Consider the following 13,996-nt stretch of genomic DNA (forward strand, 5'->3'; position numbering starts at 1 on the left):
GCCTTCGCGCCCACCCGCACGTGGCCCGGGCGCGCGACGGGAACACGGAGGACGAGAGAGATGCGCCGCGAGACCATCCACGACCTCCTCGATGCGCTCCAGGACACGCGCGAGATCGTCGTGCGCCGTCCCGCGCCCGCCGACGACGCGCTGCGCGATGCGTGGAGGGACGCCCGCGACGAGTCCCTCGACGCCTACCGGGCGTGGCGGCAGCGGCCCGGCTCCAGCGAGGCGTACGCGGTCTACGTCGCGGCCGAGGAGCGCGCCGACGCGGCCTGGGCCGCGCTCGCGGCCGGCTGACGGTCCCGCCGCCGCCCGCGGTCAGAGATCGTCGTCCCAGGCGCCCTCGGCGAAGACGCCCTCGTCCTCGTCCTCCTCGAGGTCGTCCTTGCGGCGCTGCCAGACGAGCGCGCCGACGAGGACGACCACGGGCAGCACGTAGAGGAGGGAGACGGCCCAGTGCCCGGCGTGTGCGAGGACGAAGGTCATGTCGCCTGCGCGGAGAGGAGCCAGAGGCCGAGGCTCGTGAAGCCGACCATCACCGCGAGCATCCAGTATTGCGAACGCGTCGCGTCGCGTACGCGCCTGTACACGACGAGCGCGCGCTCGTGCGCGAGGACGAGGCCGGCGACGTGCCCGAGGACGAGCGCTCCGACCTGGATGTACCAGACGGCGTTGCCGGTGATGAAGTAGTCGATCGTCGAGTCGGCGGTGCCGAAGTAGTCGGAGCCGTCGCCGAGCGGGTCGGAGGCGAGATAGGCGATCGCCTGCCCCTGGTGGGCGAGGAGCGTCGCGTAGTGCGCGACGACGTAGGCGAGCGCGATCGGGACGAGGGTGTGGACGAAGCGGCGTCCGAGCGTCGTCGCGTCGACCCCGCCGCCGATCGTCTTCATGCCTTCGATGCCGAGCCGGTAGAGGGCGGCGACGACGAGGACCATCGCGAGCATGCCGATCGTGAACGTGACCTCGATGCCGCGCTCGGCGGAGAGGCCGACGTCCTCGGTGAAGAAGCGCGCGAGATCGGGCGCGATGTCCGACCACGTCGGCCCCTCGGCGAAGCCGTCGAAGCTCGTCGTGCCGATGAGGACGCACAGCAGCGGGACGGTTCCGGCGACCGGACGGATGCGCGTCGCCCCGGCGAGCGGGCGACGGAGGTGGAGCGCGCCGTCGCGCGCCTCGAGCGGGGCGAGCGATGCGAAGAGCGAGAAGACGACGCCGAACGGGTCCGCGTTGCGCGACCAGGACTCGATCCCGTACACGCTCATGCCGACGAGCTGGACGGCGAAGTAGACGAGCGCGAGCGTCGCGAGGAGCGAGGGCTTGCTCCCGTCCGCGGCCACGAGCTCGAACCACGCGAAGACGAGGATGCCGAGAGCGGCCGGCCACTGCCCGAGCCGCACCGGGTACGGGATCGGCTCCGGGAGCCCGGCCGCGGCGGCGCCGTCCTCCGGCTCGCCCGCCCGCCGACGGCCGGAGAGGAGGGCCGCGAGCCCCGCGGCCGCACGCGCCGTCGCCCGCCACGGGTTGAGCGCGCGGAAGACGTCGCCCACGATGAGCGAGACCACGGGCACGCCGACCCAGAAGATGACGTAGACCATCGTCGGCGCGAGGTTCGCGGACTCCGTCTCCGTTCCCGCGTACCCCGCCCACACCGTCGCGGCGAAGAGCGCCACGCCGACGGCGCCGGCGAGGACCTCGAGCGCCCGCGGGAGCGCGAAGAGGCGCCGGCTCGCGCGGCCCCGCTCGCTCTCGAGCCGCGGCGTCGGCCAGAGGACGGCGAGCGCGACGAAGCTCACGACGAGGACGAGCGCGGCCCCCCACGCGAAGAGCCACTTCGAGATCGGGAGGTCCTGGCGGCCGACGAGACCGTGCGCGAGTGCGGACTCCGGGACGGCGACGGCGACGACGAGGGCGAGCGCGGACAGGCCGAGCGCCGCGGCGGCGAGGCGGGTGGGACGACGCACTTCCTACAGCGTAGTAGCTGAGTCCGCGACGGCGCGCCCGGTGCTACCGTCGCGGCCCGTGCGCGCGCCCGTCGACACCATCCACGCCCCGCCCTTCCCCACGTCGGTCTCGTGGATCAACGTCGCGACCCTGCGGATGGACAAGCAGCGCGGAAGGCCGGTGCTCGTCGAGTTCTTCGACATCACCCTGCCGAGCTCGCTGCGGACCCTCCCGTACATGAAGGAGTGGCACGCCCGCTACGGCGAGGAGGGCCTCCGGGTCGTCTCGGTGCACTCGCCCGGCTCCGACCTCGGCCGCGACGAGGACGCCGTCCGCGCCGCCGTGGAGCGCCTCGGGATCGAGCACGCCGTCTGCCTCGACACCGACCTCGAGGTCTGGGGTCTCTACGCGACCCGCGGATGGCCGTCGCGGTACCTCTTCGATCCGCAGCAGAAGCTCTTCGAGTACCACCACGGCGAGGGCGGCTACCACGAGACGGAGCGCGCGATCCAGGAGCTCCTCGGCGTCGAGCGCGAGCTCGCCCCCTACGTCCGCCCCGAGGACGATCCCGAGGCGCTCCTCGTCGTCCCCACGGAGGACGTCGAGGGCCCCTACAGCGGCCCGTACGAGGCCGGCGAGGTCTGGGTGGTCGTCTCCGGCGAGGGATCGCTCGGCGTCGACGGCACGCACGTGTCCGTCGAGGGACCGGGGGCCCTGCGGGTCGCGCGGCACGCTCGCCACACCTCCGCGGTCCTCGAGCTGCGTGCGGGGGACGGGGTCACCGTCCACCGCACCGTCTTCACCGCGGGCCTCGCGCCGCAGGGCGCGGTCCCGGGCGAGCAGGTCTGAGCCCGGACCCGCGCCTGGGCGGCCGACACGGCGCCGCCCTCCCGGAAGACGGCCTCAGCCGAGGTCGGTGACGATGCGCTCGAGCCGCGGCGGGCCGCTCTCGTCGACGTAGAGGCCCCGCCCCGCCCAGTAGGGGCTCTCGGGACCGCCCGTCGCGAAGACCGGCTCGTCGACCCAGCAGCCGGCGTTGTGGAGCTGCGTCCCCGTCGCGGCGAGGCGCCACTCACCCGGGGCGTCGTGGGGGTGCGGCCCGGAGCGGTGCGTGTGCCCGAAGACGACGTGCTCGGCGTCGAGTCCAAGCCGCCAGACGACGTCGCTCATCGCGCGCAGTCCCGCGCGGCGCAGCTCGACGCCGCTGATGTCGTGGTTGAGGGGGCCGAGTCCGGCGGCGTGGAGCGCCCGGACGGCGACGGGGAACGCCGCGCGCATCGCGGCGGTGCGCGCGCGCCGTCGAGGCGAGGTGCGCGCCCCGCTCTCGGCCCCCGCCTCGCCGGTGAGGGTCTGCCACGTGTCCGCCGAGTTGCGCTGCCGCTTCGCCGACCAGGTGCCGGCGGGACTCTGCGCCACCGCGTGCATCCAGGCGTAGAGCGGCTGCAGCGCCGACTCGAAGTCCTCCGGGCGCGCGGCGCCGCGGCCCTCGGGGACCTGCCCGACGACGCGGCTCATCGCTCCGAGGGCGAGGCGCTCGAACGACGGGAGCGTGATGAGGCGGTCGAGGTAGTGGCCGTGGATCGCGTAGACGTCCTCCCGCAGCCACAGCCCGGGGAATCGGACGTCGACGCGGGCGGGTGCCGCCGCCTCGGCGATCGCCGCGAGCGCGGTCGACGTCCGGACGGGCACCTCCTCCTCGAGCGAGAGGCCGGGGGCGGCGCCGAAGGCCCGGTCCTCGAGCCAGGGCGCGATGAGGTGGTGGTCGTGGTTGCCGGTGACGAGCACGAGCTCGCCACCCGGCCCCAGCGCCTCTCCGAGGGCGGAGAGGACCGGCCGCGCCTCCGCGACGACCTCGCGGACGGGCGCGTGCCGCAGCTCGAGCGTGTCACCGAGGAGCACGAGCCGCTCGACGTCGGCGACGGCGACGCACAGCTCCTCGAGGGGACCGCGACGCCTCAGGACGTCGGTCCCGCGGACGTTGCCGAGGTGGAGGTCGCTGATGACGAGCGTCCGCACGGGTCAGGTGAAGGCTACTTCTCAGGACCCGCCGGGGCGTGAGCTGGGCGTGAGCCCGCCGCCGCCCGTCGCCCGGCTGACGAGGCGCGGGAGGAGGACGCGCGCCACCGCCGCGAGCCAGTACGGGCGCGGGACGTAGCGCTCCGCCCGTCCGCCCGGGCCCGCGTCGACGATCGCCTCGGCGACGTTCTCCGGGGTCGAGACCATCCACCGCGTCGCCGCCCGCTCGACGAGCTCGCGCTGCGGGAAGCCCTCGGTCGCGACGAAGCCGGGGAGCACGAGGCCGACGTGCACGCCGTGCGGCGCCTCCTCCTGATGGAGCGCGTCGCTCCAGCCCGCGAGCGCGAACTTGCTCGCGCTGTAGGCGCCCGTGCCGGCGCGCGAGACCCGGCCGGCCGTGCTCGAGACGTTGACGATCTGGCTCGGCGCGCTCGCGCGCAGGAGCGGCAGCAGCGCCTCGGTGAGCCGGAGCTGCGCATCGAAGTTGATCGCCATGTGCCGTCGGACGTTCTCCCAGCCGGTGTCGGCGAACGTCCCGCGCCACGCCGCTCCGGCGTTGTTGACGAGGAGGTCGAGCCGGCCGCCGTGCGCCTCCTCGACGTGCGCGCGGACCCGGGCGGGAGCGTCGTCGTCGAGGAGGTCGACCGCGACCGCCGTCGCGCTCGGCAGCTCGGCGGCGAGGGCCTCGAGACGCTCCTTGCGCCGGGCGACGAGCACGACGACCGTGTCGGCCTCGCGGCCGAGGCGGCGCGCGGTCGCCTCGCCGATCCCGCTCGAGGCTCCGGTGATGACGCAGATCCTGGGCATCGCTGCAGCGTATGCGCCCACCCCATGACGGAGCTCACGCCTGGGGCGAGTGTCGTCAGGTCGGTTGCGAGTAGAGCGCCACCGCGACGGCGGTCGCGAGGTTGAGGCTGCTCACGCCGGGGCGCATGGGGATCGCGGCGACGACGTCCGCGCGGGCGAGGAGCGCCGCGTCGAGGCCCGTGCGCTCGGTCCCGAACGCGAGGACGGCGTCGCGGGGCAGCGGATCGGCGCCGATCCGCGTCGCTCCCGAGGGATGGACCGCGACGAGCGGGCGCGCGCGGAGGTCGCCGGGGAGCGATCCGGGGACCCGGGCGACCGGCTGGGCGAACTGGAGGCCCGCCGCCCCGCGGACGCAGACCGGATGCCACGGGTCGAGCTCGCCCGTGACGAGGACGCCGGCCGCGGCGGCCGCGGCGGCGACGCGGATCGCCGCGCCGGCGTTGCCCGCCGCGCGGGGCCTGTCGAGGAGCACGACGGGACCCTCCGCGGCGAGCACGTCGGCGATGGACGTCTCCGGCCGCGCCGCGCGGGCGACGACACCGGTCGGGACGGACCGTCCGCCGGCCGCGGCGCGGACCGCCTCCTCCCCCACCTCCGCGGCGCCCTCGAGGAGGGCGACGAGATCCGGGGCGAGGTCGGCGGCGAGCGCGAGCGCCGCGGCGCGATCGGCGACGCGGACGTCCCGCACGTCGGCGCCGAAGCGGGCCGCGTGCTTGACGGCGTGCAGGCCCTCGAGCGCGATCACGCGCGCATGTTCCCGTCAACCTCCGCGAGATGCAGCTTCGTCACCGCTGCGGTGACGAAGCTGCATCTCGCGCGGTCAGCCGGGGATGACGTCGACGCGACGCGTCACCTTCAGCTCCCGCAGCGCGTCGTCCGAGCGCTCGAGGATCTCCTCGACCGTCGTGCCGTCGTCGGGATAGACGGCGATGCCGATCGACGCGGAGAGAGGCCCGCTCTCGATGAGCTCGATCTCGGAGATCGCCTTCTCGATGCGGGCGGCGAGGGCCTGCGCGCCCTCCTCACCGGTCTCGGGCGCGAGCACAGCGAACTCGTCCCCGCCCTGGCGGGCGACGAGGTCCTTGCCGCGGACGTTGTCGACGAGCGCCTTGCTCACCTCGCGGAGGAGGCGGTCCCCCTCGAGATGCCCGTAGCGGTCGTTGACGGCCTTGAACGCGTCGACGTCCATCGTGAGGAGGGCGAAGCGCTGCGGGTCGCGGGCGACGGTCTCGGCGAGCTGCTCGTGGAGCCCGCGGTAGTTGCGGACACCGGTGAGCGGGTCGCGTCGCACGAGGGCGCAGAGGATCGACTCGCGTCGTGCCGCCTCGGCGCGCAGAGCGGCGGCGACGAGGCCGACGACGAGCGCGACCGGGGCGAGGGCGGCCGCGGCGCCGAGGATGTCGCCGGAGCGGCCGGAGGCGAGCGCGGCGACGAGCACCGGCGCGGCCGCGGCGGCGACCACGAGCGCGCGCGAGGCGCGGCGCCCCGGGACGACAGCGCCGGCGTAGGCGGCGGCGAGGACGGAGGCGCCTGCGGCGACCGTCCCGGTGGAGTCGAGCGCGGCCGCGATCGCGAGGACGTGGAGGACGAGGGCCGCGGCGACGATCTCCGTCCGCATGCGCGCGCGGCGACCGGCGGGGAGCGCCGCGGTGAACGTGCCGCCCACGAGCCCCGCGGCGACGACGAGGAGCGCGGCGTCCCCGGATGGAGGCGGCCCGGACGCGACGAGCGCGCCGCCGAGCGCGAGCCCCCATCCGAGCGCGATGAGGTGGCCTCCGGTGCGGACGAGGCGGGCGCGGAGCTCGCTCTCGCCCTCGAGCTGCGGCAGCGTGCCGGGGTCGGCGTCCGGGGCGGTGGTCCTCACACCCTGCCAATCGGCCGCGCGGCACGCGGGGCGGCAGGACGTGGACGGATGGACGAGCCGCGCGGGCCCTTCAGGACTGGGCCGCCGCCATCGCCTGGCGGATCGGCTTCGGGAGCATGAAGCGCACGTCCTCCTGGAGGACCTCGAACTCGCTGACGTCCTCGACGCCGCGGTCGCGGAAGAACGCGACGAGGCGCTGGACGAGCTCCTCGGGCGCGCTCGCCCCGGAGGAGATGCCGACGACGCGGACGCCCTCGCACCAGGCGGGATCGACCTCGGTCTCGTTGTCGATGAGGTGCGCGCGGGCACCGTGCTCCTCGGCGACCTGGACGAGGCGGTTCGAGTTCGACGAGTTCTTCGACCCGATGACGAGGACGAGGTCGCAGTGCTGCGCCATCTGCTTGACGGCCGCCTGGCGGTTCGTCGTCGCGTAGCAGATGTCGTCGGTGCGGGGACCGGTGATGCTCGGGAAGCGCTCACGCAGCCGGCGGATGATCTGCGCGGTCTCGTCGACGGAGAGCGTCGTCTGGGAGACGTAGGCGAGCTTCTCGGGATCGGCGACCTCGAGTGCGTCGACGTCGGCCTCGGTCTCGACGAGGACGATCGAGTCGGGCGCCTCGCCCATCGTCCCCTCGACCTCCTCGTGGCCGTCGTGGCCGATGAGGACGATCGTGTAGCCCTCCTGGGCGAACTTGACCGCCTCGCGGTGGACCTTCGTGACGAGCGGGCACGTCGCGTCGATGGTCCGCAGCTTCCGCCGCTCGGCCTCGTCGTGGACCATCGGGGAGACGCCGTGGGCGCTGAAGACCGTGATCGCGCCCTCCGGGATCGAGTCGTCGAGCTCGTCGACGAAGATCGCCCCGCGCTCGCGGAGCTGCTCGACCACGTGCTTGTTGTGGACGATCTCCTTGCGGACGTAGACGGGCGCGCCGTGGAGCTCGAGGGCGCGCTCGACGGTCTGCACGGCGCGGTCGACCCCGGCGCAGTAGCCCCGGGGGGCGGCGAGCAGGAGCTTCTCGACGGTCGTGGAGGCCATGTCCCCAGTGTACGGACGCGACCGACGCGGGTTTCACGCTCGGTCGTCGGTGCAGACCCCTCGGGGGTCGTGCGATTCTGCAGCGAGTGCAGGATTGCTAGCCTCGGACGGATGAGCCCTGGACTGCGCGAGCGCAAGAAGCAGCGGACGCGCGAGGCGATCGTCCGCGAGGCGGTCCGCCTCTTCGCCGAGCGCGGCTTCGACGCCGTCACGGTCGCGGACGTCGCCGAGGCGGCGGACATCTCGCCGCGGACCTTCTTCGCGTACTTCCCCTCGAAGGAGGACGTCGTCTTCGCGGACATGCCCGACGCGCTCGAGGAGCTCGCCCGGCGGCTCGGGGCACGCGAGGCCGGCGAGACGACGCTCGACACGCTCCAGGCGTGGATCGTCGACGTCATGGCGGACATGGACCCGACCGATCGCGCGGAGCGCTGCCGGCGGGACATCATCCGCGCGACCCCGACGCTCGCGGCGCGCCACGCGGCGAAGCTCTCCGAGTTCGAGGCGCTCCTCCGCGAGGGCGTCGCGGCCGACCTCGCAGAGCAGTCGGACGGGCTGCGCCCCCGGCTCGTCGCCGCCGCCGCGGTCGCGGCGCTCGTCGCCCTCGAGGACGCCGGGGACCGCGCGGCCGGCGAGGCGGAGCCGACGCCCGAGGAGATCCTCGAGGAGGCCTTCGCGTTCCTCCGCGGCGGGATCCACGCCCTCCGCGAGCGGCGCGCGCACCCTGCTGTGTGATTTCTGCACAGACTGCGAGATTGCACTCGCTGTCTGCTAGCGTTCCGGCGGCGCCCTCCCCCACGGGCCGCCGCCCACCTCTCCCGCCGGAGCCACCCGCATGTCCCACCTGCTCGCGCGCGTCGCCCGCGCGCTCACCCACCACTGGAAGCGCGGCCTCGCCGGCGCGCTCCTCACGGTCCTCGTCCTCGGCGTCGTCGCCGGTCAGGGCGGCAAGGCGGCCGACGACTTCGCGATCCCGGGTACCGAGTCCCAGGAGGCGGTCGACCTCTTCAAGGAGCACAGCCCGGCGTTCGCCGGCGTCGACTCGACGCTCGTCTTCACCGTCGACGACGGCCGCATCACCGACCCCGAGAACCGCGCCGCCGTCGAGCGCGCGCTCGACGAGGTCCGCGGGCTGGACGACGTCGCGACGATCGGCGATCCCTTCCAGCAGCAGGGCCAGCTCTCGCCCGACGGCCGCCTCGCCGCCGTCGACGTCCGCTACGACCTCGACTTCTCGGACGCCGAGAAGGAGGACGGGGAGGCGCTCATCGCGGCCGCCGAGACGGCGGAGCAGGCGGGTGTCCAGGTCGAGGCCCGCGGCATCCTCGTCGATCTCGCCTCCGAGCCGTCCGTGCCCGTCGGCGAGCTCATCGGCGTCGCCGTCGCGATCCTCCTCCTCACGCTGCTCTTCCGCTCGGGTGCGGCGATGGCCGCGACGCTCGCCGGCGCCCTCATCGGCGTCGTCGTCGGGCAGATGGCGCTCGCCGCGCTCTCCTCGCCGCTCGGCCTCCCCGACTTCGCGACGACGATCGCGGTGATGCTCGGCCTCGGCGCCGGCATCGACTACTCGCTGCTCATCATCGGCCGCTACCGGGAGCAGGTGGCGAAGGGCGACAGCGTCCGCGACGCCTCGGCGAAGGCGGCCGCGACCTCGGGCGCGTCCGTCGTCGCCGCGGGGCTCATCGTCATGGTGGCGATCGCAGGCCTCCTCGTCATCGGCATCCCGATCATCGGGAAGATGGGCATCGGCGCCGCGATCGGCGTCGCGTGCGTCGTCGTCTCGGCGCTCACGATCCTCCCGATCATGATCGGCGCCCTCTCGCGGCGCCTCGCCCCGAAGCGGAGGGAGCACGTCGAGCCGTCCGACGCCTTCGCGCGCTGGGGCGAGCGGGTCACCGCGCGGCCGTGGCTCTCGATCGCCGCCGGCGTGGGCGTCCTCCTCCTCTTCGCGACGCCGGTGACGCAGATGCGTCTCGGCCAGCCCGACGACGGCAACCAGCCGGAGGGCAAGACGCAGCGCGTCGCCTACGACCAGCTCAGCGCGGCCTTCGGCCCCGGCTCGAACGGCCCGTTCCTCCTCGCCGTCGACACCCCGGTCGGCGATCCGCAGACCGGCGAGCAGATCGAGCGCGTCGCGGACGCCGTGCGCGCGACCGAGGGCGTCGCGTCGGTCTCCCCCGCCCAGCCGAGCGAGGACGGCGAGATCGCGACGATCTTCGCGATCCCCGAGACGGCGCCGCAGGACGAGGCGACCACCGATCTCCTCGACCGCCTCCGCGACGACGTCCTCCCCGCCGCGACCGCCGACACGCCCCTCGACGTCTTCGTCGGCGGCAACACGGCGAGCTTCGTCGACTTCTCCGACAAGACGGCGTCACGGCTCCCGGTGTTCATCGCCGCCGTCATCGGGCTCAGCGTCCTGCTCCTCATCGCGGCGTTCCGGTCGCTGTGGATCCCGCTCGTGAGCGCGGTGTTCAACCTCCTCTCGGTCGGCGCCGCCTACGGCGTCGTCACCGCCGTCTTCCAGGAGGGCGTCGGCGCGAGCCTCATCGGCGTCGACTCCGGCGTGCCGATCATGTCCTTCATCCCGGTCATCCTCTTCGCGATCCTCTTCGGGCTGAGCATGGACTACAACGTCTTCCTGCTCTCCCGGATCCACGAGGCCTACAACGAGGGCGACGGCCCGCGGCAGAGCGTCGTCCACGGGCTCGCGCGGATCGGCAAGGTCATCCTCTTCGCCGGGCTCATCATGGCGTCGGTCTTCCTCGCGTTCGCGTCCACGGACGACGTCATCGCGAAGATGATGGGCGTCGGCCTCGGACTCGCGATCCTCATCGACGTCCTCGTCGTCCGGCTCGTCATCGCCCCCGCGGTCGTCACTCTCCTCGGCGACAAGGCGTGGTGGCTGCCCTCGTGGCTCGACCGGATCCTGCCGAACGTCTCGCTCGAGGGTCACCTCGTCGAGGGCGTCGACGCCCCGGCGGCCGCGGGCGGACCCGCGCGCGACGAGGACGATCGCGACCGCGTCCCGGCCGGGACGGCGGGTTGAGCGCCGCGGCTCACACGTCGTAGACGAGGACGGCCTCGATGCGCCGCAGGAGCGCGCGGAGGTCGTCCTCCTCGCTGCGGCGCCCGATGAGCGAGAGGCCGATCCCGCCGAGCACGCCGCGGCTGTAGCGCCGCCGGGTCGCGGTGAGCCGCGTGCCGGCGCCCTCGGGCTCGATGTCGAACTCGAGCCCGTCCGCGTAGACGATCCTCGTGTAGGGCTGCGCCGTCTCGACCTCGGTGCGGACGACGCTCTCCCGCGCCCGCCACTGCTCCTGCATGTCGGCGTCCTCGAGGAGCTCGTAGACGTCCCACGGCGTCCGCTCGACGACGATGTCGGCCGAGAAGGACCGCTCGGGGCTCATCGCCGGCTCCTCGCGTCGCGCCGGTCGAGATCGCGGACGAGCTGGACGACCGTCTCGCCGACGACGTCGAGCGCCCGCGGCGAGGTCTTGTCGACGGTGTCCTGCAGCGTGTCGCGGTGCACGTAGGAGAAGTCGATGAGGTCGATCGCCGCGATGCCCTCCTCGAGGAACGGCGAGTGGTCGTCGATGATCGACGGCCCCGTCCCCGACGGGAAGGCGTCGAGGACGCCGACGCGCCGCGCCGCGGTCCGCAGGCGGCGCCACAGCCCCTCGTCGCTCGTCCCCTCGCGAGGAAGGGAGAGACCCTCGTTGCCCACGTAGTCGAGGAGGACGAGCGCGTGCGTCTCGTCGCCGTACCGGCGCACGTAGTCCTTCGAGCCGCGCAGGGCGACCTCGTAGAAGTCCTCGTCGCCGGCGCCCGCAGGCTCCTCCTCGCCGTCGAAGAGGACGAAGCGGACCTCCCGCGCGTCCGCCGGCCGCTCGAGCCTGCGCAGCGCGCGGGCGATCTCGATGACCGCCGCCGGCCCGGCGGCCCCGTCGTTCGCGCCGACGAAGCCCTCCGGCTCGGCCTCGGTGTCGTAGTGCGCCGCGATGACGAGCGCCGGCTCGCGTCCCGGCAGGCGCCCGACGACGTTCTGCAGGCCCGGGTGGTCGGCGAGCGCGATGCGACGCCCGCGCGGGAGCCGCCTGGCGAGCTCCGGGGCGAGACGGCGCAGGGCCGGGGAGCCCGCCGGGCGCTGCCCGAAGCCCACCTGGTAGGAGAGGAGCCGGAACGCGCGCTCCTCGTCGAAGCGGTCGACCCGCGGCGTCGGCACCCCGTCGGCGCCGGTCGTCGCCCGGTCCCGCGCGTGGGCGCCGTCCTCGTCGTCGTCGACGAGGGCGATCGCGGCGAAGACGATCCCGACGAACGCCCCGAGGACGACGAGCGACCCGACGAGCGCGGCGAGCTGGCTCACCCACTCCGGGCGTCGGCCCTGCTCGTCGTGACGGCTCATCAGTCGTTCGCGGTCACCGCGTCGAGGATCTCGGCGAACTTCACCCGCGCGGCCTCGCGGCGCGTCGGGACGTGCTGGCTGGGGACCTCGCCGGGAGGCGGCTCGTAGCCCTGCAGGATCTTCCGCGCCACCGACTGGCGGTGGACCTCGTCGGGGCCGTCGTAGATCCGGGCGGCACGCGCGAACCGGTACATCTGCTCGAGGGGGAGGTCGGTCGAGTAGCCGAGCGACCCGTGGATCTGCAGGGCGCGGTCGATGACGTCGTGGAGGACCTTCGCGCCGAAGAACTTGATGAGCGCGATGTCGGTGCGCGCCGCGCTCGCCCCGTCGGTGTCCATCTTCCAGGCGGCGTGGAGCGTCATGAGCCGCGCGGCCTGCATCTCCGCCGCCGAGTCGGCGATCCAGTTCTGCACGGTCTGCTTCTCGGCGAGCGTCGAGCCGAACGCGTAGCGGTAGGTCGCGCGCTCGCAGAGCATGTCGAACGCGCGCTGCGACACGCCGAGCCAGCGCATGCAGTGATGGATGCGGCCCGGGCCGAGGCGGTGCTGGGCGATGAGGAACCCCGCGCCCTCCTCCCCGAGGAGGTTCTCGGCCGGCACGCGGACGTCCTCGTAGAGCACCTCGGCGTGGCCGCCGAGCTTCCCGAAGGACTCCTCCGGGTGCTCCATCGTCGGGACGTCGCGGAGGATCTTCACGCCGGGGGTGTCGGCCGGGACGATGAGCATCGAGGCGCGCTGGTGCGGCCGCGCGTCCGGGTCCGTCACCGCCATGACGATGAGGAAGTCGGCGATCGACGCGTTCGAGCTGAACCACTTGTGCCCGTTGATGACGTACTCGTCGCCCTCGCGGACGGCGGTCGTGCGCAGGAGCGTCGGATCGGCACCGGCCGTCGGCTCGGTCATCGAGAAGCACGACTTGAGGTCGCCGGCGAGGAGCGGGTGCAGCCAGCGCTCCTTCTGCTCGTCGGTCCCGGCGAGCGCGAGGATCTCGCTGTTGCCCGAGTCGGGGGCCTGGCAGCCGAAGGCGTTCGGCGCGAACGGCGAGGTCCCGAGGATCTCGTGGAGGAGGCCCAGCTTCACCTGCCCGTAGCCCTGTCCGCCCAGCTCGGGCGGGAGGTGGGCGGCCCACAGCCCCTTCTCCTTCACCCGCGCCTGCAGCGGCGCGTAGACGCGGTCGAGCTGCGCCTGGTCGAGCTCGCCGAAGACGGTCTCGAGCGGCCAGATCTCATCCCGGACGAACGCCCGTGCCCACTCGAGCTTCTCCTCGTACTCCGGGTCCGTCGAGAAATCCCACGCCATGGCCGCTCCTCTCGCTCTCCGTCGGGAACCGAACCGTAGTCGGTGCTAGCGCCGCGGGACGCGGATGCGGGCGTCGCGCTTGTGCGGAACTCCTTCGCGGTTCCCGGCCTCGTCCACCGCCCGAGTGTAGAAGTCGTAGTAGCTGCCGGGCCGGACCCGCATGCGGTAGGAGGACCGGCGCGTCGTCTTGATGCGCCGCCACTTCCGCCCGTTCGCGCGACGCCAGAGCTCGACCTTGTCGACGCCGCTCGCGGGGAGACCGGGCAGCGCCGTGTCGCGGGCGCTCCAGCGCAGCGTGAGCGTGCGACCGCGCGGCGTGCGCGGCTTGCGGAGCTTCGAGCGCGGCGGCCGGCGGTCGAGCGTCCGCGCGACCCGCGTCGCGGCGCCGCCGTCGACGATGCCCCAGCCGAGCTCCGGCGTCCACTCGCTCCCGGGCGGCCGGCGCGCGGTCTCCTTGAGGAGGCGCACGACGTCGAGCGCGGAGAGGTCCGGGTTGAGATCGCGGACGAGCGCCGCGACACCCGCGACGATCGGCGCCGCCATCGAGGTCCCCTGGAGGTAGGCGTAGCGCGAGTCCCCGCCCACGCTCGTCCGGCACTCGCAGCCGGGGACGAACAGGCTCGACC

15 protein-coding genes are annotated in these 13,996 nt (G+C 73.9%); 4 read left to right on the forward strand and 11 right to left on the reverse strand.

All coding sequences use genetic code 11. The features are described from left to right. The first annotated feature begins 60 nt into the window (after positions 1-60). Positions 61-300 (forward strand): hypothetical protein, encoded by a 240-nt coding sequence (locus ACME2J_RS15785; protein WP_495545891.1) that lies wholly within the window; start codon positions 61-63, stop codon positions 298-300. A gap of 21 nt (positions 301-321) precedes the next feature. Here the strand turns inward: ACME2J_RS15785 and ACME2J_RS15790 are convergent, their stop codons facing one another. Then, entirely contained in the window at positions 322-489 is a 168-nt protein-coding gene (locus ACME2J_RS15790; protein ID WP_495545892.1) for a hypothetical protein, read from the reverse strand. Further along, complete coding sequence (locus ACME2J_RS15795) at positions 486-1,964, reverse strand: fenitrothion hydrolase (protein WP_495545893.1); 1,479 nt, start codon at positions 1,962-1,964, stop codon at positions 486-488. Before ACME2J_RS15795 ends, ACME2J_RS15790 begins: the two co-directional genes overlap by 4 nt. Positions 1,965-2,022: 58 nt before the next feature. On the opposite strand from ACME2J_RS15795, the gene ACME2J_RS15800 reads away from it, so the two are divergent. Next, on the forward strand, positions 2,023-2,793 hold the full coding sequence (locus tag ACME2J_RS15800; RefSeq protein WP_495545894.1) for a thioredoxin domain-containing protein: 771 nt from the start codon (positions 2,023-2,025) through the stop codon (positions 2,791-2,793). 54 nt (positions 2,794-2,847) lie between these two features. Here the strand turns inward: ACME2J_RS15800 and ACME2J_RS15805 are convergent, their stop codons facing one another. From ACME2J_RS15805 to ACME2J_RS15825, 5 genes are all read right to left on the reverse strand, one after another. Beyond that, complete coding sequence (locus tag ACME2J_RS15805) at positions 2,848-3,960, reverse strand: metallophosphoesterase family protein (RefSeq protein WP_495545895.1); 1,113 nt, start codon at positions 3,958-3,960, stop codon at positions 2,848-2,850. A 21-nt stretch (positions 3,961-3,981) separates the two neighbouring features. Continuing rightward, positions 3,982-4,767: an SDR family NAD(P)-dependent oxidoreductase gene (locus tag ACME2J_RS15810; RefSeq protein WP_495545896.1), complete on the reverse strand. Its 786-nt coding sequence runs from the start codon at positions 4,765-4,767 to the stop codon at positions 3,982-3,984. A gap of 55 nt (positions 4,768-4,822) precedes the next feature. Then, positions 4,823-5,512 carry a TrmH family RNA methyltransferase gene (locus ACME2J_RS15815; protein ID WP_495545897.1) on the reverse strand — a complete coding sequence of 230 codons (690 nt, stop codon included), beginning with the start codon at positions 5,510-5,512 and terminating at the stop codon, positions 4,823-4,825. A 75-nt stretch (positions 5,513-5,587) separates the two neighbouring features. Further along, complete coding sequence (locus tag ACME2J_RS15820; protein ID WP_495545898.1) at positions 5,588-6,631, reverse strand: GGDEF domain-containing protein; 1,044 nt, start codon at positions 6,629-6,631, stop codon at positions 5,588-5,590. Positions 6,632-6,701: 70 nt separating this feature from the next. Next, positions 6,702-7,667: a 4-hydroxy-3-methylbut-2-enyl diphosphate reductase gene (locus ACME2J_RS15825; RefSeq protein ID WP_495545899.1), complete on the reverse strand. Its 966-nt coding sequence runs from the start codon at positions 7,665-7,667 to the stop codon at positions 6,702-6,704. A gap of 111 nt (positions 7,668-7,778) precedes the next feature. On the opposite strand from ACME2J_RS15825, the gene ACME2J_RS15830 reads away from it, so the two are divergent. Together ACME2J_RS15830 and ACME2J_RS15835 are read left to right on the forward strand one after the other, a co-directional pair. Continuing rightward, positions 7,779-8,402 carry a TetR family transcriptional regulator gene (locus ACME2J_RS15830; RefSeq protein ID WP_495545900.1) on the forward strand — a complete coding sequence of 208 codons (624 nt, stop codon included), beginning with the start codon at positions 7,779-7,781 and terminating at the stop codon, positions 8,400-8,402. Positions 8,403-8,502: 100 nt separating this feature from the next. Further along, the gene (locus ACME2J_RS15835; protein WP_495545901.1) at positions 8,503-10,716 is read left to right on the forward strand and encodes an MMPL family transporter; all 2,214 of its coding nucleotides are present in this window, start codon (positions 8,503-8,505) and stop codon (positions 10,714-10,716) included. A gap of 10 nt (positions 10,717-10,726) precedes the next feature. On the opposite strand, the gene ACME2J_RS15840 is transcribed toward ACME2J_RS15835, so the two are convergent. From ACME2J_RS15840 to ACME2J_RS15855, 4 genes are all read right to left on the reverse strand, one after another. Further along, on the reverse strand, positions 10,727-11,077 hold the full coding sequence (locus ACME2J_RS15840; protein ID WP_495545902.1) for a hypothetical protein: 351 nt from the start codon (positions 11,075-11,077) through the stop codon (positions 10,727-10,729). Continuing rightward, positions 11,074-12,072, reverse strand: coding sequence for a M28 family metallopeptidase (locus tag ACME2J_RS15845; protein ID WP_495545903.1), 999 nt, complete (start codon positions 12,070-12,072; stop codon positions 11,074-11,076). Before ACME2J_RS15845 ends, ACME2J_RS15840 begins: the two co-directional genes overlap by 4 nt. Next, on the reverse strand, positions 12,072-13,370 hold the full coding sequence (locus ACME2J_RS15850) for an acyl-CoA dehydrogenase family protein (RefSeq protein WP_495545904.1): 1,299 nt from the start codon (positions 13,368-13,370) through the stop codon (positions 12,072-12,074). The genes ACME2J_RS15845 and ACME2J_RS15850 overlap by 1 nt, the downstream gene beginning before the upstream one ends. 45 nt (positions 13,371-13,415) lie before the next feature. Continuing rightward, a partial coding sequence (locus ACME2J_RS15855; protein WP_495545905.1) for a fibronectin type III domain-containing protein occupies positions 13,416-13,996 on the reverse strand: 581 nt, incomplete at its 5' end.

It is taken from the genome of Paraconexibacter sp. (assembly GCF_059438195.1).